Source organism: Paraburkholderia sp. MM5477-R1 (genome assembly GCF_050436385.1).
In the GTDB taxonomy this organism is placed as follows: Bacteria; Pseudomonadota; Gammaproteobacteria; order Burkholderiales; family Burkholderiaceae; genus Paraburkholderia; species Paraburkholderia tuberum.
The window spans coordinates 2510569-2536045 of the sequence record NZ_JBNDMC010000007.1 but is presented as its reverse complement, the minus strand read 5'-3'; the positions used below and the strand labels follow the sequence as shown (position 1 = coordinate 2536045).

General features: G+C 62.4%; 18 protein-coding genes and 3 pseudogenes. 18 read left to right on the top strand and 3 right to left on the bottom strand.

Features of this window, described 5'->3' with window-relative positions:
- Positions 1-110: 110 nt before the first annotated feature.
- A complete protein-coding gene (locus OKW35_RS40730; RefSeq protein ID WP_184062035.1) occupies positions 111-470 on the bottom strand; it encodes an SDR family oxidoreductase in 360 nt (119 codons plus the stop codon).
- A 379-nt stretch (positions 471-849) separates the two neighbouring features.
- Here OKW35_RS40730 and OKW35_RS40725 point away from each other — a divergent pair, with 379 nt between their 5' ends.
- The 8 genes and pseudogenes from OKW35_RS40725 to OKW35_RS40690 all read left to right on the top strand — a co-directional run.
- Positions 850-1596, top strand: a complete 747-nt coding sequence (locus OKW35_RS40725) for a GntR family transcriptional regulator (protein ID WP_429555003.1) — start codon at positions 850-852, stop codon at positions 1594-1596.
- A 126-nt stretch (positions 1597-1722) separates the two neighbouring features.
- Positions 1723-3333, top strand: a complete 1611-nt coding sequence (locus OKW35_RS40720) for a gamma-glutamyltransferase family protein (protein ID WP_429555002.1) — start codon at positions 1723-1725, stop codon at positions 3331-3333.
- Positions 3334-3445: 112 nt separating this feature from the next.
- Positions 3446-4756, top strand: coding sequence for an oxalate/formate MFS antiporter (gene oxlT, locus OKW35_RS40715; protein ID WP_184062032.1), 1311 nt, complete (start codon positions 3446-3448; stop codon positions 4754-4756).
- A gap of 52 nt (positions 4757-4808) precedes the next feature.
- Positions 4809-5548 (top strand): annotated as a pseudogene (locus OKW35_RS40710) (ABC transporter ATP-binding protein).
- Positions 5545-6399, top strand: coding sequence for an ABC transporter permease (locus OKW35_RS40705; RefSeq protein ID WP_429555001.1), 855 nt, complete (start codon positions 5545-5547; stop codon positions 6397-6399). The pseudogene OKW35_RS40710 and the gene OKW35_RS40705 overlap by 4 nt, the downstream one beginning before the upstream one ends.
- A 41-nt stretch (positions 6400-6440) precedes the next feature.
- Complete coding sequence (locus tag OKW35_RS40700) at positions 6441-7421, top strand: ABC transporter substrate-binding protein (protein ID WP_429555000.1); 981 nt, start codon at positions 6441-6443, stop codon at positions 7419-7421.
- A gap of 20 nt (positions 7422-7441) precedes the next feature.
- Positions 7442-8794, top strand: a complete 1353-nt coding sequence (locus OKW35_RS40695) for an amidase (protein ID WP_184062029.1) — start codon at positions 7442-7444, stop codon at positions 8792-8794.
- A gap of 115 nt (positions 8795-8909) precedes the next feature.
- Positions 8910-9051: pseudogene (locus OKW35_RS40690) on the top strand (IS6 family transposase); the annotation flags it as partial.
- A gap of 233 nt (positions 9052-9284) precedes the next feature.
- Here OKW35_RS40690 and OKW35_RS40685 read toward each other — a convergent pair.
- Positions 9285-9527 (bottom strand): annotated as a pseudogene (locus OKW35_RS40685) (transposase); the annotation flags it as partial.
- A gap of 473 nt (positions 9528-10000) precedes the next feature.
- On the opposite strand from OKW35_RS40685, the gene OKW35_RS40680 reads away from it, so the two are divergent.
- From OKW35_RS40680 to OKW35_RS40635, 10 genes are all read left to right on the top strand, one after another.
- Positions 10001-10348, top strand: a complete 348-nt coding sequence (locus tag OKW35_RS40680) for a hypothetical protein (protein WP_429491727.1) — start codon at positions 10001-10003, stop codon at positions 10346-10348.
- Positions 10349-10823: 475 nt separating this feature from the next.
- A complete protein-coding gene (locus OKW35_RS40675) occupies positions 10824-12125 on the top strand; it encodes an ATP-binding protein (protein ID WP_429357005.1) in 1302 nt (433 codons plus the stop codon).
- Between the two features lie 184 nt (positions 12126-12309).
- The gene (locus OKW35_RS40670) at positions 12310-13389 is read left to right on the top strand and encodes an efflux RND transporter periplasmic adaptor subunit (RefSeq protein ID WP_429554999.1); all 1080 of its coding nucleotides are present in this window, start codon (positions 12310-12312) and stop codon (positions 13387-13389) included.
- Between the two features lie 12 nt (positions 13390-13401).
- Positions 13402-16476, top strand: coding sequence for an efflux RND transporter permease subunit (locus tag OKW35_RS40665; RefSeq protein ID WP_429554998.1), 3075 nt, complete (start codon positions 13402-13404; stop codon positions 16474-16476).
- Positions 16473-19625 carry an efflux RND transporter permease subunit gene (locus tag OKW35_RS40660; protein ID WP_429554997.1) on the top strand — a complete coding sequence of 1051 codons (3153 nt, stop codon included), beginning with the start codon at positions 16473-16475 and terminating at the stop codon, positions 19623-19625. Before OKW35_RS40665 ends, OKW35_RS40660 begins: the two co-directional genes overlap by 4 nt.
- Positions 19622-21055 carry an efflux transporter outer membrane subunit gene (locus tag OKW35_RS40655; RefSeq protein WP_429554996.1) on the top strand — a complete coding sequence of 478 codons (1434 nt, stop codon included), beginning with the start codon at positions 19622-19624 and terminating at the stop codon, positions 21053-21055. Before OKW35_RS40660 ends, OKW35_RS40655 begins: the two co-directional genes overlap by 4 nt.
- 264 nt (positions 21056-21319) lie before the next feature.
- Positions 21320-21460 (top strand): hypothetical protein, encoded by a 141-nt coding sequence (locus OKW35_RS40650; RefSeq protein ID WP_429357009.1) that lies wholly within the window; start codon positions 21320-21322, stop codon positions 21458-21460.
- 2 nt (positions 21461-21462) lie between these two features.
- A complete protein-coding gene (locus OKW35_RS40645) occupies positions 21463-22263 on the top strand; it encodes a MipA/OmpV family protein (protein ID WP_429555137.1) in 801 nt (266 codons plus the stop codon).
- A gap of 39 nt (positions 22264-22302) precedes the next feature.
- The gene (locus OKW35_RS40640) at positions 22303-22857 is read left to right on the top strand and encodes a glycine zipper domain-containing protein (RefSeq protein WP_429554995.1); all 555 of its coding nucleotides are present in this window, start codon (positions 22303-22305) and stop codon (positions 22855-22857) included.
- Positions 22858-22867: 10 nt separating this feature from the next.
- Complete coding sequence (locus OKW35_RS40635; RefSeq protein ID WP_429554994.1) at positions 22868-23227, top strand: hypothetical protein; 360 nt, start codon at positions 22868-22870, stop codon at positions 23225-23227.
- Positions 23228-24080: 853 nt separating this feature from the next.
- Here the strand turns inward: OKW35_RS40635 and OKW35_RS40630 are convergent.
- Positions 24081-24827: a response regulator gene (locus OKW35_RS40630; protein WP_429336223.1), complete on the bottom strand. Its 747-nt coding sequence runs from the start codon at positions 24825-24827 to the stop codon at positions 24081-24083.
- Between the last annotated feature and the right edge of the window lie 650 nt (positions 24828-25477).

Sequence of the window (25477 nt, the reverse complement as noted above, 5' to 3'; positions counted from 1 at the left end):
GATGGCGTCACGATCATGCGTCAACCTCTCGGTAATGGAATCCTTGGGAAGGACATCCGCCAGTCCCATACATTGCGGCGATTCATCTCGGCAGAGCGTCGTTCGCCAAGTCACGTAGCCCGCGCGAGTGATCGCTGGATATTTCGGTCTCCATGGGGAGTTACTCCCTTCGCGTTCAGTTTTGCGCCCGCCGACGAAGCCAGCATGACAGCCGCTGCGGCGATCTCATCGACGTCGCCGAAGGGCTTTGACGGGTTGAGCTGTTCGTACCAGGCGACCATCGCGGGATCTTCCCATTGTGAACGCGCCATCTCTGTCTTGAAGGTGCCGGGTGCGATGCCGTTCGCACAAACCCCCTTGATTAGCGGGCAACAGGCGGTCGGGTATGGACTAGCGGAATCGCGTAGTTGCCTCCGGACAGTTGATGGACGCGGCCCTGAAACTAGCTGACAAGCTGCTCGCCCAGGCACACAACGCCCTTCGGGAGACCAGGAAGATCATGAATGCGGTTCTGCGTCAGAGTGCATCGCACGTGCTCGACACGACGCTAGCAGCGCAGCTTTCCGCCACGCTAAGCGATGAGCATCATCAGCTTGCAGGAGCATTTCTCGCTGGCCAGAAGCGCGCCTGGCGCGCCCCGGACTGCGGCGTACTCCATGCGCCCTCAGCTTTTCAGCATCCGTATTACCCAGCTTCTCGACATACGGTACCTGTCCGATTTAAGTTTGTACTGACGCCTACAATGGCGGCGTCCGCCCGAGCCGCCGGCAGATTAAATTTCTGTTGACGGATGTTTTGAGGCTAGCCGATAGTCAATGCCGAAAAGACCCGTCAATTCCAGGCTCATGCGTGAAAGACACAACCCAATCTCCCTCATCGCGCGCTGACCATGTTTATTTCAGCGTGCGCGACGATATCTTCGACATGCGCCTGCTGCCCGGCGATCGTATGACCGAAGGCAGTATCGCGGATCGCTTCGGCGTTTCCCGCACACCGGCGCGCGAGGCGCTGCAGCGCCTCCAAAGCGACGGGTTGATGCAAGGCTATGTGCGCGGCGGCTGGGAAGTCGTGCCGATCGATTTCAAGCGCTTCGAAGATCTATACGAAATGCGCAAGCTGATCGAGTCGTTTTCGGTCAGCCGGTTCTTTGGGGTCGACGGCGCCTTATCCGCGACCGCCTTGCAGATGCTCGAGCGGCTCGAGCGCATCTGGAACGTTCCTCACGCACAGCGCGTTCGCGATGGCCGCGAGATGGTGGCACTCGACGAAGCCTTTCACGAGGCGTTGGTCGTCGCCGCCGGCAACGCCGAGTTGAGCGCGGCCATGCAGCGCGTGACCGACCGCATCCGCGTGGTGCGGCGGCTCGATCTCGTCTATGGTGACTGCATCGATGACACTTACGACGAACACATTGCAATTCTCGCGGCCATCCGCAATCTTGCGGCGGACAGTGCCGTCGAGTTGCTCGGACGGCACATAGAAGGGAGCCGGGCGGAGGTGCGCACGCTGACGACCGAGCGCCTGCAACGCGCCCGCACCGCATTGGAGCCTCACAGCGCTCCCTATGCACCACCAAGGTTGCGCGGCACCATCTAGCAACATACGTCGGAGCGGCTCGAGCTTTTAAGCTCCTTCTGCAGTCAGCCTCTGCGGGAATTCTGGCTGATGGCACGGTTTTCGCATAGACATGGGTATGTATACAAGCAAACCCCTGTTGCTCCCATGGCATCCAAATTCCTGAATCCGGGCCGCGGAACCCGCGGCATGGCGGTTGCGCCCCACGCGCTCGCCGCGCAGAGCGCTCTCGCGATCCTGCGTGAAGGCGGCAACGCCGTCGAAGCGATGATTTCCGCCGCCGCGACCATCGCGGTCGTCTATCCGCACATGAACAGCATAGGCGGAGACGGCTTCTGGCTGATCTCCCGTCCCGGCGCCGAGCCGGTTGGCATCGAAGCATGCGGCGCGGCGGCGCTGGCCGCAACAATCGACGAATACCGCGCGCGCGGACAGTCGGCGATTCCCGTGCGCGGCCCGCTCGCAGCCAATACCGTGGCCGGCACGGTGTCGGGCTGGCAGCGCGCGCAGCGCTGGTCGGCAGAAACGCTCGGGGGCAGGCTGCCGGTCAAACGCCTGCTGGAAGACGCGATCCACTACGCGAAGCACGGCGTGCCGGTCACGTGCAGCCACGCGCAGTGTGTGGAGAGCCGCCTTGCCGAATTGCGCCCGCTCGCGGGTTTCACCGAAACCTTTCTACACGGCGGTTCCGTGCCCGTTACCGGCGAGCGCTTCGTCGCACCGCGTCTTGCCGCTACGCTCGAACGTCTGGCCGACGCGGGCTTCGACGACTTCTATCGGGGCGACCTCGCACGCAGCATTGCCAGCGATCTGCAGTCGGCGGGCTCCCTGCTGAGCCTTGCGGATCTCGAACGGCACGAGGCGCGCCTGCGAACGCCGCTCGCGCTCAAGCACTCGCTGGGCACGATCTATAACATGCCCCCGCCGACCCAGGGGCTGGTGTCGCTGCTGATTCTGGGCATCCTCGATCGGGTGCTGACGAAGGACATGGACCCGCTTGGTCCCGAGTTCGTGCATGCGTGCGTCGAAGCGACCAAGCTGGCGTTCGCCGTGCGCGACGCCGAGATTACCGACCCGGATTACATGCGCGTCGATCCGCGTGAGTTGCTGCAGCCGGCCGCGCTTGACGCGATGGCCGCGCAAGTCTCGATCACCCAGGCCGCGCCGTGGGGCGCCGGTCGCGGGCCGGGCGATACGGTGTGGCTTGGCGTGACAGACAGCAACGGCGTCGCGGTGAGCTTCATCCAGAGCATCTATCACGAGTTCGGCAGCGGCATCGTGCTGGCGGGGTCGGGCATCAACTGGCAGAACCGCGGCTGCAGTTTTTCGCTCGACGAGCGCGCACGCAATCCGCTGATGCCGCTGCGCCGGCCTTTTCATACGCTGAACCCGGCGCTCGCACGTTTTGCCGACGGCCGTACGATGGTCTACGGCAACATGGGCGGCGACGGCCAGCCGCAATCGCAGAGCGCGGTTTTCTCACGCATCGCGAAATTCGGCTGGAATCCGCAAGCCGCGATCGATGCGCCGCGTTGGCTGCTGGGCCGGACCTGGGGCCAGTCGACCGACACGCTCAAGCTCGAAGCGCGCTTCGCGCCCGGCACAGTGGCCCGGCTCGAAGCGCTCGGCCACCAGGTCGAGACGATGCAGGCCTACGACGAGGCAATGGGACACGCCGGCGCAATCGTTCGGTATCCAGATGGATTGATTGAAGCGGGCTACGATCCGCGCAGTGACGGGGCAGCCGCGGGCTGGTAGACGCACACGCGCGCTTTTTTTCAATCAGATTGCAGGTCCGGCCTTTGAGGCCCGGAGGACGCTGCACGTCTGCCGGGCGCCGGCAGGCATTTGCTCAGTAAATGGAGTTTCGATGACCACACCCACACGCTCGCAATCCATAGCGTCGGCGGACCTCAGCAGCACTTCGACCACCGTGACAGACAACCGTTGGCTTCAGCTGGGGCTGGGTCTCGTCTGCATGATGGCGATCTCGAGTCCGCAATATGTATGGACGCTGATGACCAAACCGCTCGCCGCGAAACTCGGCGTAGCGCTACCTGAACTGCAAGTCACGTTCTCGCTGCTGATCATATTGCAGACGTTTTTCTCGGCGTTTCAGGGCAAGCTGATCGACCGCTTCGGACCGCGCATGCCGATCTCGATCGGCACCGCGATGGCGGGCCTGAGCTGGATTCTGGCCTCGCAGGTGCATAGCGCGCCGATGCTCTATCTGACCTACGGTGTGATCGGCGGGCTGGGCACGGGCATTGTGTATGTCGGCGTGGTGGGGCTGATGGTGCGCTGGTTCCCGACCAGGCGCGGCTTCGCGGCGGGCGCGGTGGCTGCCGGCTATGGCATGGGCGCGATCGTCACGACGTTCCCGATCGCCACGTCGCTGCAGACACGCGGCATCGAAGCCACGCTGTGGATGTTCGGCATTGCGTTCGCCGTGGTCGGTCTGCTGGCTTCGCAGGGTTTGCGCGTGCCGCCTTCGCACGACGATGCCGCCGGTTCCGCGGGTTCCGCGGGTTCCATTTCCGCGCCGACGGTCGCGAGTTTTCGCCCGTCGCAGACACTGAAGACGCCGCTCTTCTGGCTGATGTTCGCGATGATGACCATGATGTCCACGTCGGGTCTGATGGTCACCTCGCAGATGGCCACCTTCGCCGCCGACTTCGGCGTGACCAAGGTGCTTGTGTTCGGCATGGCTGCGCTACCGCTGGCGTTGACAATCGACCGCTTCACGAACGGACTCACGCGGCCGCTGTTCGGCTGGGTGTCGGACAAGGTGGGGCGCGAGAACACGATGTTCTTCGCGTTCGCGCTCGAAGGCGTAGCAATGGCGCTGTGGCTGCTCACGCGCGATAACGCCGTGCTATTCGTACTGCTGTCGGGCGTGGTGTTCTTCGGCTGGGGCGAAATCTTCTCATTGTTCCCGGCGACGCTGACGGACACCTTCGGCACCCGTCACGCCACCGAGAACTACGGCTGGCTCTACATCTCGCAAGGGATCGGCTCGATCTTCGGCGGCCCGCTCGCGGCATTGCTGCATCAGCACGCGGGCAGTTGGGAGCCGGTGTTCTCCACCGCGATCACGCTCGATATCGCCACCGCACTGCTGGCCATTGCCGTGCTTAAGCCGATGCGCCGCCGCTTTCTCGCCGCACAGCGGGGCGTTTGACTCCGCCCGCCGTCTGCCGCAATGCACACCGAACCGTCGTCGAGGAACAAACATGCCCGTTCAGCTTGCCTTACGCAATATCCGCAAATCGTTTTCGAACAAACTCGGCTCGGTCGACGTCCTCGGCGGTCTGACCTTCGATATTCACGAACGCGATTTCGTCAGCATCATCGGGCCTTCGGGCTGCGGGAAAACGACCGTGTTCAACGTGATCGCCGGCCTGCTCGAGGCGGATAGCGGCGATATCGTCTATCGCGGGCAAAGCGTCGACGGCTTACGCGGCACGGTCGGCTACATGATGCAGCGCGACCTGCTGCTGCCGTGGCGTACCGTGCTGCAAAACGTGCTGATCGGACCGGAACTGTCGAATACCTCAACACGTATGGCCTCGCGGGCTTCGAACATGCCTATCCCCGCATGCTGTCGGGCGGCATGCGTCAGCGCGTCGCGCTCATCCGCACGCTGATCAACGATCCCGACATCATCTTGCTGGACGAGCCGTTCTCGGCGCTCGACTACCAGACGCGCCTGTACCTGGAAGGCGTGTTGATGGAAGCTGTCGAAACGTTCCATAAGACAGTGGTGCTCGTCACACACGACATCGACGAAGCGGTCGCGTTGTCCAGGCGCGTGGTCGTGCTCGGCGGCCGGCCTTCGCAGGTGAAGAAGATCTATGACATCGACATCGCCGCGCGCTCGCCGATCGGTGCGCGCAGCGACCCCAACTTCGCGGGTTACTTTCATGCATTGTGCGGTGAGCTCGATATTCAGACGGAGGTAAAGGCAGCATGACGCAGTCCATTTCCATCCATAAATCGGCACCGGCACGGCGTGCACCGAAGGCTCACGTGGGGTACGCACTTGACAGCGGCTGGGGCCGCTCGCTGCTGCAACTGGCGGCCGTGATTGCGTTCTTCGCCATCTGGGAAGGGGCGGCGCGCTTGGGCTGGGTATCGAATTTCCTCGTCGGCTCGCCGTCGAAAATCCTCGCCGCGCTCGTGCGCGACATGCAATCGCATCAGCTTTTTATCGACACCGGCTATACGCTTTTCGAAGCCATTCTCGGTTTCGTGTTCGGCACGGCGGTCGGATCGGTGTGCGGGCTCGCGCTGTGGTATTCGCCGTTCGTCGCGCGGCTGATCGAGCCATTCATCGTCGCGATCAACAGTGTGCCGAAGATCGCTTTCGCACCGATCGTGATCTTGTGGTTCGGCACCGGGTTGATCTCGAAGGTCGCGCTGGCCATTTCGCTGACCGCGATCGTCGCGCTGATCGCCGCGTATGAAGCGGCCAAAGACGCCGATCCCGATTTGCAGGCGCTGCTTGTCACGCTCGGCGCGAACAAGAACGATGTCTTCATGAAAGTGGTGGTGCCGTTCACTCTACCCTATGTGATCTCCACCTTTCGCATCAACGTCGGCTTCGGTCTGGTTGGCGCGGTGGTGGGCGAATTCATCTCGTCAGAGAAGGGCCTCGGGCACATGATCTTCACAGCGTCGAGCCTGTATGACCTCAACACCGTGTGGGCGGGCCTGTTCGTACTGATGGCGATCGGCTTCGTTCTGTACTTTTTGATCGACCTGCTCGAGCGCAAGCTGCTGCCGTGGCGGCAGGCGTCGAATACCACCACGCTCAAGGTTTAACCCATTTCCGGCAGTCCAACCACTTCATCTCAGGACAGACGATGGCACTCACCGCAAGAAAGGCGCTGAGCGCGCTGAGCATCGCTTTAACAGTGAGCGTTGCAGCTGTTTCGACGCCGGCGCTTGCCGCAGGCAAGAAAGTGACTATTTCGCAAGCGTTCCAGTCGATGCTGTATTTGCCGCTCTATGTAGCGATCGACGGTGGCTTCTTCGAGAAGCAGGGACTCGACGTTAGCAAGCAGACGGCGGGTAGCCCGAGCGCGGCGCTCTCCGCCGTGCTGTCGGGCAACGCCGATTTCTCGCTGCACGGGCCGGAGTGGACGGCCGTGGCCGCCGAGAAGGGCGCGGATGTCGACGTGATCGCCAACGTCGTGAACGGTGCGGCGGTGTGGATCGCGGTTGCGCCGGACGTGAAGTTCAGCGGCATCAAGGATGTGAAGGATCAGGTTGTCGTGTCGGGACAGATGCCGACTACGAGCACGTCGCTGTTCTTCAAGCTGTTGAAGGAGAACGGCATGTCCCAGAGTGACATCAAGCTGGTTCAGGTGCCGCTCGGCTCGGAGATCGGACCGCTGGTCGCCGGTCAGTCGAAGATCGCGGTGATGTATGAGCCGGGTCTCGATCAGGCCGTCGCGAAGGGCATGAAAGTCGTGCTCGGCTTTCCGAAGCTCTATGGCGAATACGCGTTCTCGTCGATCTCCGCCAAACGCAGCGTCGATCCTGATGCGGCCGCGAGGTTCGTGAAGGGGCTGCAAAACGCGCTGGTTTTCATGCAGGGCCATCCTGCGGAAACCGCGGCGATCGCTCGCAAGGAATTCCCGACGCTCGATCCCGTGGTGGTCGATGCAGCCGTCAAGCGCATGCTGGACGAAGGCGTGTATCCGAAGAACGTCGGCATCACGCCGAAAGCGCTGACCGTCGCGATGGACACGCAGATCGCGCTCGGCAACCTGAAGCAGCAACCCAGCTACGACAGGTTCGTCGTTCAGAGTTACATTCAGCCGGCGCTTGCCGCGAAATGACACCGTTTGCCGACGCTTCCATGACTATGTTCCCTGCTTCTTCCACCGTCGCCCCGATTCCCACTATCGCCCGGATTCGCGCCGAGGTCGCCTCGGGCAATGCAGACGTCGCGCAGTACGTCGTGCGCGCCTACGATGCCGCGTGCGAATCGCAGGCGTCATTGCATGCGTTCTGCTATTTGCCGGAGATCGCGCCGGTCAATGCCGTCGATGCGACGGCGCCGTTGGCCGGCGTGCCTGTCGCGGTGAAGGACGTTCTGGATACCGCCGACATGCCGACCGAATTCAACTCACCCGCCTACAAGGGCCGACGCCCAGAGCACGATGCGTGGGTGGTGGCGCGTCTGCGTGCGGCGGGCGCGTCGATTATCGGCAAGACCGTGACCACCGAATTCGCCTGGCGTCAGCCGGGCGCGACCGTCAACCCGTGGAATGGCGGGTTCACACCGGGTGGTTCGTCGAGTGGCTCCGCGGCGGCGGTGGCGGCGGGCATCGTGCCGCTCGCACTCGGCACGCAGACCCAGGGCTCGGTGATCCGGCCCGCGGCGTACTGCGGCATCGTCGGGTTCAAGCCGACTTATGGCGCGATCGCGCGCACGGGCGTGTTGCCGCTGGCGTGGTCGCTCGATCACGTCGGCATGTTCGCGACGCGCGTCGCCGATGTGGCTTACACACTGGCGCTCGTCACTGGGGCCGATGCAGCCGATCCGCACGTCTCGCACGTTCCGCACACTGCCGCGACGACGCGCGGCACTGGGACGCGGCGCATCGGCGTGCTGTCGAAACAGGTCGGCGGCGAAGTCGAGCCGGCGCAGCAGGCCGCGCTGGACAGGCTCGCGGCCCAGCTCGCGCGAGACGGTGCCGAGATAGTCTCAGTCGATCTGCCTGTCGAGATCTTCGAAACGCCCGCGCATGCGTTGAAACTGATGTCCGTGGAAGCGGCCATCACGCACGGCGAACTGGTCGATCGCACGCCCGAGCTCGTGAGCCAGGCAATGCGCGGTCTCGTCGACGAGGGACGCAAGCTGCCCGTCACCGCCTATGCCCGGATCAAGGCGGCGCAGATGCCGATGGCGCATCGCTTTCACGACTGGCTGACGCGCACGATGGCGCTCGATGCGCTGCTGGTCGCGCCGGCCACGGGCGAGCCGCCGCGCGGACTCGACTATACGGGCGACGCATCGTTCTGCGCACCGTGGACGTTCCTCGGTGTACCGGCCGTGACCGTTCCGGTGGGATTCGGGCCGGCGGGCTTGCCGCTTGGCGCACAACTGGTGGGCGCCGCTCACGGCGACCTGGATTTGCTGATGTTGGCGGAGTGGGTGGAATCGCGCACTGGCTGGCAAGCGACGGTGGCTCAGCAGCACGGCTGAGCGCAGAGGCAAGGCCGGGGGCAATCGAAAACCGCTAACGCCGAGGGGCCGGTGAGCCGGCCTTTCCCATCGGCCGGTGTTGATGTTCGTAAATTCCGCTAGCCGTGTTCACGGCAGCTATCCGGCGGCGAAGGCCAATATCCCCGAACTGGCGAACGTCAGGCATGTGTTCGTCAAGGCGAGCGCTCGTGTCAACAACCGCGCAAGGCAGTCATCAGCCGACGCGCGAGCGCGAGCGCCGAATGCGCGGTTTCCGAGCCTCAGAGATATTGATCAGGCATCCGGATCGAAGCAACGCGTTCTGATCGCGTCGACGTCGACCGAGCTTTCGTCGTGCGCGAGCAACTGGCTGTCCGGCAGGCGCAAGGGCACGAGGTTGTCAGCGAGTTCAGGCTGATCTGCGTGTTGACCGCCAGCTCCAGTTCGCCATCATGCCTCACACGCGCGCGAATGGACGAACGGGACGAACGGCCCAGCCGAGCCGCTTACGAGTCAATTGCCCGATCTTCGCGTGCAACACCTTCACATCGACCGGGGGCTCGGCCGATGTCTGGCCCGTCTCGAACACTTCGGCAACACGCTCTTGCAGTTGCTTCTTCCAGTCCGTGATCCGGTTCGGATGCACATCAAACTGCTGGGCCAGCTCGGCCAGCGTCTTGTCGCCCTTGAGCGCCGCGAGTGCCACCTTTGCCTTGAACGCCGGTGAGTGTGTCCGTCGGTTGCGTTTCGTCATCTTCTGGTTCCTTGTTGCCGGCCATTGTGACCGACTCACGTCCCGGCTTTTCCACTTACCGACCTCTCCGAATTCTCGGCGCCACTTCTAGGGTCTGTTTACATATGGAACGCACGTGCGAATGCCCGCTATCGGCCGTCCCCCAAGGGGACTTCCTTCGGGGCGTCCCCCAAGGGAACTTCCTTCGGGGCGTCCCCCAAGGGGACTTCCTTCGGGGCGCAGGGCAAGGAGTAAGGAGCGCTGCGTGGCCGCGCCACGTGAGCGACGCACGACGCCGCCATGCGGCCGATAGCGGGCATTCCCCTGGAATGAAATCCAGGCAACGCACGTGCGTTCCATATGTAAACAGACCCTAGTGCCAAAGTGACATCTTTTGACACACCTTTCCAACAGATTTGAGGTCGCGATCTCTGTACATTCTCTTCTCGGCGCGCGATCCGCTTCGTGCGCCCTCTATGTAAAGGAGGATGCTCATGAAAACTCGAACGTTTGCCATGCTGGTGGGTGGGGCTTTGCTCACATCCATGACTGCTTCCGCGTTCGCCGGCGTCGTCGTCGGTGTCGCCGTGCCGGCTCCCGTCGCGGTCGTTCCGGCGGCACCTGTCTATGCGCCGCCGACCGTGGTCGTGCAAAACGGTTACGCAGCAGCCGTGCCAGCGGCAGTCGCACCGGTTGTGACGGTTTCGCCAGTGCCCCCACCTCCCATGGCGGTCGTCGTCATGCCGCGTCGTCCTGTGATGCACGTAGTTACGGTGCCGCGTCGCGTCTGGATGCCTGGTCACTGGGTAGGTGGGGTTTGGGTGGCCGGTCACTGGTTGTGAAATCTCTGCGCCGAACCCGTCTCGTGCGATACATCACCCCGGTCCATCAAAGCAGCAAAGCCATGTTGCACATCGCTTCGGCGCCAACGCTGCTCGCCGCGGTCTGCTGGTTGCCGACTTTGTGCTGCTGGGCGTCCTCGGTGCACTTACGGTTGGAGGGCGCATGAGGCTGAATGGACGTGCACCCAAACGATTGTCCCCCGCAGCGATAATTCACCATCGTTTAACAGCTCCGCATCGCAGTGCGCAGTGCCGTATGCGGCGCTAATGAACCTTGCGGAGCTCGCGCGACGCTATGGCAATTCGTCCGCCATCCTTTTGGACGCGCTGTACGGCATGACCGCGCAAGTGGATGAGTGCCTTTCCCGGGCAAGGATGCAGAGGATCCACTGCGATCCCGGGACCGGTCAATCGAATGCAAAAGGCATCTGACTGTTTTATGTATACCTGCGTAGCAGGTCATCGAGAGAGCGAGATGAAAGGAAGCGGTATGTCGGTATGGCGGGGTTCCCTTTTCGCGCGCAACGTATTGCTGTTGATTGTACTGATGCTGACAAGTCAGATCCTGGTCTTTGCCGTCTATCTGAACTTTATCCAGAAGCCAAGAGTTGACGATGGCGCAGCGCTCGTGGCATCGCAGATCCGGATCCTGGACCGGCTGTTGTCAGTCCTTCCGGACGACGAGCGAAACCGGCAACTGCTCGAAATGAACGGAGCGCCCCAAGGTGAACTGCCGCCGCCACAGGCTCGCGACGGGTTGCCTCCCGACTACATGGCGCACCGCTTTTTCGGTCGACTGGCATCGGAACTTGCCCCGGACGACCAGCTTCGCTGGGAGCGCGACGGGCACCGGATCTGGGTGCGTCTACATGTGCAGGACGTGCGGTACTGGGTGGCGCTGCGTGGAACGTCGGCCATGAGTAGTACGCTGCCTTGGGCGCTGATCGGCCTGTTGTTAAGTGCGGCCACCCTTCCTGCTCTTGGGGCCTATCTGATCCACCGGCCGGTCGAACAGGCGCTGCGCCGGCTGGCGCGCGCTGCCGGCACCATCGAGCGTGGCGTTTGGCCCGAAGCGGTTCCCGTGAGCGGCCCGCGCGAGCTGGCAACAGTAGCGGAGGCGTTCAACCGGATGGCCTCGACGCTCGAAGATCTCGAAGCGACGCGCGCCGAAATGCTTGCGGGCATATCGCATGATATCCGCACGCCGCTGACCAAGCTGCGCATGGCCATCTTCGCGCCGGAGTCATTCGAGGCCCCGGCCGCCAGTGCGGAACGCTTTGTCGAGGAGATCGACACCATCGTCCAGCAGTTTATCGATTTCGCCCGTGGGTGGGATAGCGAACCGGCGACGCACGGCGATCTGAACGCGCTGATCGAACAGCTCGCCGCCGACTATGCAGGTCTCGGTCGCACGTTCGAACTGTCGCTCGCGGAATTGCCACCTGTTGCGTTCCGACCGGTCGGCATGCAGCGCCTATTGATGAACCTGATGCAGAACGCGGTCGTGTACGGTCAGGTCGGGCTCGCAGTCCGGACTACCGTGGACGCGCGAAGTGTCACGATTGCGGTTGAGGATCGGGGGCCGGGCCTGCCTCAAGAGCTTCTGTCGTTGATAAAGCAGCCATTCCGGCGCGGCTCAGAGGCGGATCGAAAGGGCGGGAGCGGCCTCGGCCTCGCGATAGCGGAGCACGTCGCACAGCAGCATGGCGGCACGCTCGATCTCTTCCAGAATGCGCCGTCCGGACTCAAGGCCGTGGTGCAAATTCCCATTCCTTAACGGGCACTTGTCGGCGCGATGACTGCGCCGTCGACGTGGTGTGGCAGGGACTACGACTTAATGTGACGCTCGAGCCCCGCCCAAAGGGTCTGGCAGGGCAGCGTGAGCATTTGATGAGATGGCCATTTTTCATGGTTGTGTGATGAAAAACCTTACAAGATACTTTGCGATACTTAGTATATTCATGGCCGGCGTCGTGGCCGTCGGGTGGTTCCACCTGGCTCACGGTCACCGTCAGACGGCTGTCGCACCCGATCCGATCCCCGTGAGCGCGGTTGCGGCTTCGGTTACCGATGTTCCTGTCTATATCGACTCGCTTGGCACCGTGACACCGACACGTACCGTCACGGTCATCACGCAGGTCAACGGGATACTGCGTTCCGTCGATTTCAGCGAGGGGCAGACGATCAGGAAAGGACAGGTGATTGCACGCATCGATTCGCGGGCGCTCGAAGCGCAGCTGCTGCAGGCACAGGGTACGCTGCGTCATGACCAGGCTGTACTCGCAAACGCGAAACTGGACCTGCAACGTTATCAGCAGCTGATCAAAGCGGGCTCGATTACGCAGCAGACGCTCGATACGCAAGTTGCTACCGTCCAGGAGGACGAAGGCACCGTGCTGGCGGACACGGGCAACGTGAACAATCTGCAGGTTCAGGTCGGCTATTGCACCATCACGTCTCCCGTGGACGGCGTCGTGGGCCTGCGCCTGGTTGACCCCGGCAACTACGTGAGCAGCACCAGCACGACCGGTATCGCGGTCGTTACGCAACTGCAGCCGGCGACCGTGACCTACTCGGTGCCAGAAGACGACCTGGGACGGATCCGGCGGGCGATGTCGCAGGGGGAGGTTCAGGTGCTGGCCTATGACCGTGACGGCAAATCGTTGCTCGCGAAGGGCTCGCTGCTTGCGGTCGACAACCTCGTCAATACGAGCGCCGGCACGATCAACGTCAAGGCAGTCTTCCCCGATTCCGGCAACGCGCTGTTCCCGAACGAATTTGTGAATGTCCGGATGCAGGTCGACACGCTGCAGCGGATTCCGGTCGTGCCGACTACGGCGATCCAGCATGGCGCGAACGGCGATTTCGTTTTCGTGATCGGCGGCGCAGGCGCAGTGGCATTGCGCAACGTGAAGACCGGGCCGGTAAAAGGCGACGACACGGCGATTCTCGATGGCGGGGTGAAGGAAGGAGAGCGGGTCGCGACCGACGGTGCAGACAGGCTCGATACCGGCTCGCTCGTGAAAGTCGTGGCGCACTGAGCGGAGCCGACGATGAATGCTTCACGAATCTTTATCGAGCGACCCATTGCGACCGCGCTGTTGATGATCGCGTTGTTTCTGGCCGGGGTGCTGGGATACATCCTGCTGCCTGTTTCGGCGCTACCGGAAATCGACTATCCGACGATCCAGGTCTACACGCAGTATCCCGGCGCAAGCCCGGATGTGGTCAGTTCGTCGATCACCTCGCCGCTCGAAAGACAGCTCGGCCAGATGTCGGGGCTGAAGGCGATGAACTCGACGAGTTCGAACGGCACATCGGTGATCACGTTGCAGTTCGATCTGTCGTTCTCGCTCGACGTCGCCGAGCAGGAAGTGCAGGCCGCGATCAATGCGTCGTCGAGCTTTCTGCCGGCGAATCTGCCGTATCCGCCTGTCTACAGCAAGGTCAACCCTGCCGACCCCCCGGTGCTCACGCTGTCGCTGACATCCGACGTGCTGCCGCTGACGAAGATCGAGGATCTGGCCGATACCCGGCTTGCGCAGAAGATCTCGCAGATTTCAGGCGTGGGCCTGGTCACGATCAGCGGCGGTCAGCGGCCGGCCGTGCGGGTGCAGACCGATACCGGCGCGCTCAACGCACTCGGCATGTCGATCGACGACGTGCGCACCGCGCTCGGCAGTGCCAACGTTGACCAGGCGAAGGGCAGTCTCGACGGAAAATACCAGTCGTATTCGATCGGTGCGAACGACCAGCTGCAATCGGCGGCGGACTATCGCGACCTGATCATCGCGTACCGGCAAGGCGCACCGGTTCGGCTGGCGCAGATCGCCAGGTCGATCGACAGCGCCGAGAATTTGCAACAGGCGGCGTGGACCAACAGCACGCCGTCTATCGTGCTGAACATCCAGCGGCAGCCGGGCGCCAACGTGATCGATGTGGTCGATAGCGTGCAGAAGCTGTTGCCGCAACTGCGGGCGAGCTTGCCCGCATCGGTGAAGGTCGCCGTGCTGACGGATCGCACGAAGACGATCCGCGCGTCGGTTGCCGACGTCGAAACGGAGCTGGCAATCGCCGTGGCGCTCGTCGTGATGGTGATCTTCGTATTCCTGCGCAATGTGCCCGCTACCGTGATTCCCGCAGTCACCGTGCCGCTTTCGCTCGTTGGTACGCTCGCGGTCGCGTACGGGCTCGGCTTTTCGCTGAATAACCTCACGTTGATGTCGCTGACTGTCGCGACAGGCTTTGTCGTCGACGACGCGATCGTAATGATCGAGAACATTACACGCTACATCGAGGCTGGGGAAACGCCCCTGAGGGCCGCGATCAAGGGTGCGAAGGAGATCGGCTTTACGATCGTCTCGTTGTCCGTGTCGCTGATTGCGGTGATGATCCCGTTGCTGTTCATGGGCGACGTGGTCGGGCGCCTGTTCCGCGAGTTCGCGCTGACGCTGTCGGTCGCGATCGTCCTGTCGGCGTTGGTGTCGCTGACGCTTACGCCGATGATGTGCTCGCGCATGTTAAAAGCGCAGCCACACTCGCATCGGGTCGATTTCTTCGACCGGCTCAACAGCAGGTACATACGCGGTCTCGACTGGGTATTGTCGCATCGGCGCCTGACGATCGCATCGGTGGTGTTGACGGCCACGCTGACGTTCGTCGTGCTGATGCTGATGCCGAAGGGCTTCTTTCCCGAGCAGGACACAGGTCTGATCGAAGGTGTCGTGCAGGCCGCGCCGACCATTTCGTTCCAGCGCATGATCGGCCAACAGCAGCAGGTCGTCGACCGGGTCGCACGCGATCCGGCAGTCGCAAGTCTCTCGTCGTTTGTCGGCATCGACCAGACGAGACCGACGATCAATCAGGGCACCCTGTTGATCAATCTGAAGGACAAGGGCGAGCGAGCGCGCATCGACGAGGTGATTCGCCGCCTGACCCATGACACCGCAGACGTCGCGGGCGTGCGCCTGTTTCTGCATCCGGTGCAGGATCTGACGCTCGACGACACCGTCTCGACGACGAGCTACCGTCTCGGCGTACAGTCGACCGATCCGGCGCTGCTCACTCGCTGGACTGGCGAGCTGGTTGGCGCGTTGCGCGGCGATCCGGCGTTTGCCGACGTGCAGAGCGAGGCGATGCAGTCAGGCAATCAGGTGCAACTCACGTTCGACCGCGATACCGCGTCGCGCCTTGGCATCACCCCGCAGGCGATCGACGATGTGCTGTACGACGCGTTTGGTCAGCGCCAGGTGTCGACGATCTACACGCAGTTGAACCAGTATCACGTGGTGCTGGTCGCGAGAAACAACGCCGACGACCTTGCGCATCTGCTTTCAGGACTCTATGTAAATACGTCGTCGGGCAGCCTCGCGCCGCTCGCGTCGATGGCGACGATGAAGGTGATGCCCGCGCCGTTGCGGATTGATCGCAAGGGCCAGTTCCCGTATGCGGACGTGTCGTTCAATCTCGCTCCCGGATACAGCCTCGGCACGGCGATCGCCCGTCTTGAGCGGGTCAAGGAGCAGATAGGGTTGCCGCAGTCCGTCCAGGTGTCGCTGGAAGGATCGGCCGCGACCTTTCAGTCGTCGCTGGCGAGTGAAGGGTACCTGGTCGCCGCTGCCGTGATCGTGGTCTATCTGATGCTCGGCATCCTGTACGAGAGCTTCATTCATCCCGTCACGATCCTGTCCACGCTCCCTTCGGCGGCGCTTGGCGCGCTGCTGGCGCTGCTGATGGCCGGGACGCAGTTCGACATCATGGCCCTGATCGGAATCGTGCTGCTGATCGGCATCGTGATGAAAAACGCGATCATGATGATCGACTTCGCGCTGGACGGGCAGCGCAACCACGGCCTGTCCGCACACGCTGCGATCCGGCGTGCGGCTGAACAGCGCTTCCGTCCGATCCTGATGACGACGATGGCGTCGCTATTCGGCGCACTGCCGCTCGCGTTCGGCTCCGGCATGGGCTCCGAGTTGAGGCATCCACTTGGCATCGCGATTATCGGCGGCCTGTGCGTCAGCCAGTTGCTGACCTTGTTCTCGACGCCGGTGATCTATCTGGCGATGCATCGTCTGGAAAGACGCTTTGCCGCGGACGAGCCGATCGTAACGGAGTATGTGCAATGAACCTGTCTGGCCCATTCGTCAGGCGGCCCATCGCGACGACGTTGCTGGCTGTCGCCCTTGCTCTATTCGGTATCCTGGCATTCAGGCTGCTGCCGGTTGCGCCGCTGCCCGAAATCGACTTTCCTACGATCCTGGTGCAGGGGCAACTGCCCGGCGCCGATCCGACGACCGTGGCCACCTCGGTCACAACGCCGCTCGAGCGGCAGTTCGGCCATATTGCGGGCCTCGCTCAGATGACGTCGGTCAGCTCGCGCGGGCAAACGCAGATCACGTTGCAGTTCGACCTGAGCCGGAATATCGACGGCGCGGCACGCGACGTGCAGGCCGCGATCAACGCGGCGAAAACCAACCTGTCGCCCAACATGGACGGCAGCCCGACGTATCGCAAGGTCAATCCCGCGGATTCGCCCATCCTCGTGATCAGTCTGACCTCCGACACGGCCACGCCAGCCCAGCTTTACGACGCGGCGTCGACGGTGCTGCAACAGAAGCTGATGCAGACAACCGGCGTGGGCAACGTGGTGGTGGGCGGCGCCGCGCTGCCGGCGGTGCGGGTTGAACTGAATCCAGATCGGGTGAGCCACTACGGCATCAGTCTGGAGCAGATCCGCAGCACGATCGGGAATGCGAATGTCGATTTGCCCAAGGGATCGATGTCGGCGAGCGGGCAGAACTATTCGATCGGCGCGAACGACATGCTGTATTCGCCCGCCGACTACGGACGGCTGATCGTCAGGCAGAACAACGGCAACATCGTGCGTGTGTCGGACCTCGGCTATGTACGTCAGGATGTCGAGCAGCTTGAGAACTACGGCCTGTCGAACGGCAAGCCGGCCGTGTTGCTGGTCCTCTATAAGGAACCGGGCGCGAACGTGATCGACGCCGTCGACAACGTGAAGGCCGAACTCCCGGCGCTCGAGGCGGCGATCCCGTCGACCATCAAGCTGGCGATTTCGGTTGACCGTACGAAGACGATCCGTGGCTCGCTGCTCGACGTCGAAATCACCCTGCTGGTATCGATCGTGCTCGTGACGGCCGTCACGTTCGCGTTCTTTCGCAGCTGGCGCGCGACGCTCATTCCGGCGATCGTCGTACCGCTGTCGCTGCTGGGTACGTTCGGGGTCATGTACGTCCTTGGCTACAGCTTGAACAACCTCTCGCTGATGGCCTTGACCATTTCGACCGGTTTCGTGGTCGACGATGCAATCGTCGTCGTCGAAAACATCATGCGGCATCTGGCGCGCGGCAAGAGGCCCATCGAGGCGGCACTCGCAGGGGCGCAGGAAGTGGGCTTCACGGTGTTTTCGATCAGCGTTTCGCTGATCGCGGTATTCGTCCCGCTGCTGTTCATGGGTGGCCTGATGGGCCGGCTGCTGCGTGAGTTCTCGGTGTCGCTTTCCGTTGCGATCGTGATGTCGATGCTGATTTCGCTCACGGTCACGCCGATGCTGACGAGCATTTTCCTGCGCGCAGGACCGCAAGCCGGGAACGGCGACGAGCATCACGAGAGCGGATTTTCTCGCCTGTACGGCACGTCGTTGCGCTGGGTCATCCGGCATCCGCTATTGATGGGTGGCGTGACGGTGCTGGTGTTCGTGCTGAACCTCTGGCTGTTCACCGTGGTTCCGAAAGGCTTCTTCCCGGAGGAAGACACGGGGCTGCTGCTTGGCACGCTGCAGGCGTCGCAAAGCATCTCCTGGCACGAGATGCAGCATCAGTTCCAGATGGTCAACAAGGCGGTGCAGGAGAATCCGAACGTCGCGTTCGTGGGTGGCTTCGTGGGGGGAGCGAACGCGCTTAACAACGCACTGCTGTTCGTCACGCTCAAGCCCCTGGGTGAGCGTCGCGCGACGGCCGATCAGGTGATCGCTCAGGTGCGCCGACGGCTTGCCGATATGCCGGGGACACAGCTCTATCTGCAGTCGTTGCAGGACCTCGCGGCCGGTGGCCGACAGAGCGCCGCGCAGTACCAGTACACCCTGACCGCGGACGACCAGGCGACACTCGATCAATGGGTGCCGAAGTTAGTCGCGCAGATGCATAAGATGCCGGCGCTGGCCGACATCAACACCGACCAGCAGGACAAGAGCATGCAGGTCGGCATCGAGGTCGACCGCGACTCCGCCGCGCGAATGGGCGTGAGCTTCAAAGATATCGACGAGGCGCTTTATGACGCGTTCGGCGAACGGCAGGTCTCGGCCATCTACGGGAACGCGAATCAATATCACGTCGTGATGGAGGTGGCGCCCGAGTACTGGACAAGTCCTTCGGTACTGAAGGACATCCATGTTCCGGCGAGCCCGACGCTCGCCACGAGCGGCGCGTCGACGACCGCCGCCGGGGGGGCAACCGGCGCAAGCGCCGCTACGCCGTCGGCCGCGGCCCAGGCGAACGGTTCAGCGCTGGTGTCGCTCGCCGCGATGGCCCGGTTCTCGACCGACCCCAGCGCCATTTCGATCAATCACCAGGCTACGTTCCCCGCCATTACCGTATCGTTCAATCTGCGCCCCGGTGCATCGATCGGACCCGCGACGCAGCAGATCAGTCAGGCGGTCGCTGCGCTCAGAATGCCGGCGAGTGTCTCCGGCGCGTTCGCCGGCACGGCAGCAGCGTTTCGTGAGTCGATGGCGAGCGAGCCGCTGCTGATCCTCGCCGCGCTGTTGTCGGTGTACGTCGTGCTCGGCATGCTGTACGAGAACCTGGTTCATCCTTTGACGATTCTCTCGACGCTGCCTTCTGCGGGTGTCGGCGCTTTGATCGCGCTGCTGCTCACTCACACGGAGCTGTCGATCATCGCGTTGATCGGCGTGCTGATGCTGATCGGCATCGTGAAGAAGAACGCGATCATGATGATCGACTTCGCGATTGCCGAAGGGCGTCAGCATGCGCTGCCGCCGGAGGAGGCGATCGTGCGCGCGGGCCTGATCCGTTTCCGTCCGATCATGATGACGACGGTCGCCGCAATTTTCGGCGCGCTGCCGCTCGTGCTGGGGTCAGGCTACGGATCCGAATTCCGCAAGCCGCTCGGTATCTCGATCATCGGCGGTCTGGTGTTCAGCCAGGTCATCACGCTCTATACCACCCCTGTCATCTATCTCTGGCTCGATCGGGCGTCGCAGCGGTTGCGGCGCCGAAGGAAACACGCATGAAATCGCCCATCGGATACCTGTCGGCCGTGTCGGTCGGCATGCGCTGCTGCGCCTGCGCGCTCGGCGCCACGCTTTGGCTTTCGGGCTGCGCGGTCGGCCCGGACTATCACCAGCCGGCCGTAGCGATTCCAACGCAGTTCAAGGAAGCGGGCACACAGTGGCGACTTGCGGCGCCCAATCCGCAGGCTTCGCTCTCAACCCGGTGGTGGGACGCGTACGACGATCCCGAGCTGTCCCGGCTCGTCGACGCAGCGCTGCAGTCGAATCAGTCGATTGCAGGCGCGGCGGCCGCCTATCGGCTCGCGCAGGCCACCGTCGCTGCAGACCGGGCGAGCCTGTTTCCGACGCTCGGTGTCGACGCGTCGGCCTCGCACAGCTCGAGCACGACGACGGAATACGCGAAGGCCTACGCGAGTTGGGAAGTCGATCTGTGGGGCGCCGTGCGCCGGCAGATCGAGTCCGGCAAGGCGAACGCGCAGAGCGCGGATGCGACGCTTGCCGGCGAGCGCTTGTCGATTGCCGCGACGCTGGCGACCGACTATTTCGACATCCGCCAGCTCGATATCGACATCGACCTGTTGCGGCAGCAGGAGGCGGTCAACGGGCGGATTCTCGCGATCACGCGCGCAGCGCTGGCACAGGGGACCGCGTCGCAAGTCGATCTGCTGTATGCGCAGGACACGCAGGAGGCGGTTGTCGCGAACCTGCAAATTTCACAGACCTCGCGCGAGCAGGACGAGCACGCAATCGCGGCGCTCACGGGTGTGCCGCCGGCTTCGTTGTCGATTGCACCGCGGCTCGACTATGTGTTTCGCGAGCCCGAGGTGCCATCCGTGCTGCCGTCTGCGTTGCTGGAAAGACGGCCTGACGTGGTCAGCGCGGAACGCACCGCTGCTGCTGCGAACGCGCTTATCGGGGTAGAGAAGGCCGCATTCTTTCCGGACCTCGATTTATCGGCACAGGGTCTCGTGCAGCACAACACCTTCGCGACGCTGTTCTCATTGCCGACCCGGATGTGGTCGCTCGGTCCCTCACTTGCCGCCACGCTGTTTGACGGTGGTGCCCGCGTGGCCGCCGTGCACAAGGCGCAGGCGACCTATGACGAAGACGTCGCATCTTATCGCGAAGCCGTGCTCACGGCGTTCCAGAACGTGGAAGACAGCCTGTCGTCATTGAACCATCTGCGCCAGCAGGAGCACGCGTTTGCCGACATTTACCAGCGCAACCGGCAGTTGCTGGAGAGCGTCGCCGCGCAACTGACGGCCGGAACCGCGAGCGAGCAGTCCGATTTGACTCAGCAAGTGACGCTACTCACGGCCAGACAGAACCTGAACGATACGCAGGGGGCACTGGCGAAAAGCGGCGTTGGGCTGGTGAAGAACCTGGGCGGCGGCTGGATGTCGTCGAAGAGCCAGGCCCCGATCCCATGATGGCGGGCGCGCCGTTGTAACGTCGTCTGCCGATCTGCGCGGTCCAGAGTCCGATAGCGCCCACGACCGTTTTTCAAAGTCCGCGTCTCGAACCGCGTGCAAGGCCCCGTTACGTCCACTTGTGCGGTATCGCTTCCCCGCGACGTGGCTTGACATGACATGCAACACATTTCCAACAACATGTAGCGCACAGGTTCCCTACATTGGCGGCTGTGTCATGCGGGGTTCGCCAGTGGGGTGAATCCATCACATGGAGAGTGTGCAGTGAAATTTAAAATCGTTCTCGTGTCTGCTGCCAGTGCGGCAATTTCTATGGCTGTCGGCAAGGCGCCTGCTGGGTCCCTGGCGATTGATATCAGCGTGGGCGTTGCGGTTCGCCGGACAACCATCGATAGATGGGCTTGAACATGCATGACTATCGCTTTGTCGCCGCGGTTCTCAAGCGAAGCCGCGCACGACGGTGGCTGGGCGCGCTCGCCGTCATCGCCACTGAGTGCCTGCCTTACTCACCAGCGTTGGCGCAGTCGTCGCCGGACGATAGCGTGGGCATCAACGTGACCGCATTGCCCCACTATGAAGGCAGCAAGTCCTATCGTGTGCTGCCGTTGCCCATGCTGTCGCTGTTGAACGGGGCAATCTTCGTGCAGGGGCTCACGGGCGGCGTCGCCTACCCGTTGGGGCCGAGTGTTGCGGTGGGCCCGCTGATCGGCGTTCAACTGGGCCGCAACCAGGACTATGCGGCGGTGCTCAACGGCACCGGAGATATCGCAACGTCCTTCGACTTCGGTGCGTTCGCGCGCTGGCACTATGGTCCAGCGAGCGCGGGTCTGCGCTTCCTTCAGTCCGCGCATGCCGGCTATGGCAATCGTGTCACGCTGAGCGCGTCCTATGCGCTGGTCCAGAAGCCCGTTGACCGGGTGTCGGTGTCCGCCGACGCCGTGTGGTCCAACGGACCTTCGCAGCAGACGCGGTTCGGTATCGACAGCGAGCAGGCTGCGTCCAGCACGACCGGCCTCTCGCCGTATCACCCCTCAGCCGGCTTTTCGCGAGTCGACCTCAAGGTCGACTGGGATCATCGGCTGAACCAGCAGTGGTCACTGCAAAGCGCCTTCGGCGTCGGTTCCTTGCTCGGCGATGCTGCGAACAGTCCGATCGTTGAACGACGCGCGGCTGTAATTGGATCGGTGGGCGCTGCTTACCACTTCTGAGCGCTTACTTCGCGCTGCATCATCGTGAGAGCACTATCAATGAACCAGAATCTGACATCGACTCGTATTGCGCCACTGCTTGTCTGCCTCGCTGTTGGGTTGGGCATGGCGGGGTGTGCGGTCACGCCGCCGAGTGCGCCTACCGTCATGGCGGTCCCAGCGAACGGCAAGACCCTCAACCAGTTCCAGCAGGACGACTATAGCTGCCGCACGTACGCGACGCAGGTCATGAATCCGGCGGCGGCCTCGCATCAGCCGGCAACCTCCGGACTTGCTGCTACCGCCGTCGGCACGGCTGGAGGCGCTGCGGCCGGGGCTCTGATCGGCGCCGGGGCGGGCAACGCCGGTGCCGGCGCCGCAATCGGTGCGGGTGCCGGACTGCTGCTCGGCAGCATGACGGGCTCGGCGCAGCACAATCAGACCGAAGCGTCGTTGCAGCAGCAATACGACAACGCGTACGCGCAATGCATCACGGCAAAGGGAGATACGATCGAAACACCTCGTTCGGCAGCGATCGTCGTGCCCGTACGCCCCGTGCCGCCCCGCGCCGTAATCTATGGCGCGCCCCCACCTTACTACTACGCGCCGTACTGATTTCGCTCGTATGGTCGTGTCATGGCTTGACCTGGAATTCTGCCGGCTGGAAATCCTGGGTCGAGCTTTGTCCCCTGGCTATTCCGTGCACGTCATTCATTTCTTAACGGAGTCTTTGATGAAACGTTTATTCATTATTCTGGCTGCAACGTTCGCTGTGTCGTCTGCGTTCGCGCAGAGCAGCATGCAGCAGATGTTGGAAGCGCGCTTTACTGCCGCGAATGCAACTCATGACGGCAAGCTCACGAAAGAACAGGCGGAGGCAGGTATGCCGCGCGTCGCAGCCCATTTCGATGAGATCGATACTACGCATCAAGGGTACGTGACGCTTGAGCAGATCGAGCAGTTCGCTGCGCAGCATCGGCAGTAAGCGCTTGCAAGGCAAGCTTCAATACCCTCGGGTGGTTTAACCGTGTATTGAATATGTCCCATCGGGTCGCCTCATCACGTCGAATGATGGGGCTGCTGCGCGCTCCGGTTACCCGACGCTAGCAACCCGCCATGGGCAAGTCGATAGCTGGAAGTCCTGCGGGCCTGGCGCACCGAAATCAATCCGAGCGTGCTCGTCGCGCCCGGCGCTCCAGTGGAGGGCGACCTGGACAGGGAGACCAACACCGCGAATCTTGGCCCCCCAAATGCGGATTACGGTCTGGGACACGAGCGGCGCGGCGTCCCCAGCGGTAACGCCTGAACGCATCCCTAATGCCAGTCGCTGAGCCTCAATCGAAAGGAGTTGAATTAATGCTTAATGCGCGTGTTCTTTGTCGCTTTGCGCTTGCTGCCGGTTTTTGCATGAGTGCCGCGGTGCTTAGCGGCTGTGTAGTCGTTCCGGTGGGTCGTCCAATAATGGCCCGGCCACTGGTTGTAGTCCCTCGACCGCCACTGATCGTCGCTCCCGCGTACTATTGACCTGAGTCTATTCGCGTCCGCCCCGTGGGCGGGCGGGATGCATAGCGGCCGCTTTGCATCCTGTCCGAAGCTCGCCGCAGGGACGATGCGCAACTGCGTCCAGTTCACGGATAGCGACCAGGATATAACGGCCGCTCAAAAATCGTGTATATCCGAGTGAGTCAGTGAGCCGGCGCTCGACTTATCTTCGATTACCCTTGCCATGGCGTTCGCGGTGGTCACCACTTGGCCGCTGCTACCGTATAGTAGTTTGGCGACTGGTCGCGCTCGAAGCAATAAGCGCATATACAGCAGTATGAGGGCAACCAGAGACCTCAGTTATGCGAATGGTGAGTCGATGTGCCGGCAGCATGCTCTTCGAGGTCCGGCACGAAGATGTATCCGCACCCGCGAACGGTCTGGATGAATCGTGGTGTCGACGGGTCAGTTTCCACGATGCGGCGCAGACGATAGACCTGAACGTCGATGCCGCGATCGGCGGACTCGGATTCCGCGCCATGAAGTGACTTGAGCAGACGCCGGCGGGTGAGTGTGCACATGGGAGAATTAACGAAGATCTGCAGCAGCGCAAACTCACTGGCAGATAAGGTAAGAGATGTCTCTCCGCTATTCAGAGTGCGCGACTGAAAGTCCAGCGTGAACGCGCCGAATGTGTAAGGTTGCCGTCGTTGGGGAATGCCCGCATCGGGTACGGCGCGCTGGCGCCGCAGCACTGACTGAATCCGTGCTACCAGCTCACGCGGGTTAAACGGTTTGCGGAGATAGTCATCGGCACCCAATTCAAGGCCAGCGATGCGGTCCTCTTCGTTGGCGCGGGCGGTGAGCATCAAGACTGGAATGTCGTCGCCTGATGCGCGCAACCTACGTAGTGCCGTCAAGCCGTCGACGCCCGGCATCATAAGATCGAGCACTATCAGGTCCGGGCGTTCGTGTTTGAGCCGGTGTTCGAGCGAACGCGCATCATGTAGCACTGACACGTCGAAACCCCACCTTACCAGGTAGCGGCGAGTCGCATCACACAATTCGGCGTCGTCGTCGATTAGAAGAATCTGAGCTGACATAGGAAGAGAATAACGCTCACAAACGAGTGATGACCGGGGCCGCGACTAACCGCAATGCGAGCGCACCGCAGAAGCTGCAGCACACGATCGATCGAAGAAATGTAGGCGAATTTCATAACGCCAGGTGTTAGCAAATCATGTCAGGAAATGTCATCGACGGGGCCTGTTTTTCTGTCCGCAAATGCACGGGTGCACTCGCTTTCTCGCTGACCACGAGCGACAGCTGTAATATGAGCAGTCAGGATGGCATGCCCGGCACATACGGGTGGCGCCGGGCGGTCGTGGGCTTTCGCCAGTCAGTGTTGTGGCCAGCACAATCGATGACATCTTTTGACATACCTTTCCAACACATCCAGTGCGGAGATCCTTGTATATTCCGTTCGTCGAACCATACGGAACTTCCTGTGGCATGCAGATGCATGCGAAGGTGTTAGCGGATTGCAAGTCCGTTTTCTTGCCAAAGGAGGCATTGGATGTCGCTACGGAACTGCATGCCGCACTGGCACTGTCCGAGGTGCAACGTATCGCCGCAGACATCAAGCGGATTGGTAAGCAGTGCAGGCGCAACTGCAGGCCGGTAGGCCGCGCGGCGCAGCCCGCTTCGACGAGATTGTCGCCGCCCACCGAGGCACGTGACGGCTGTAGCAAAG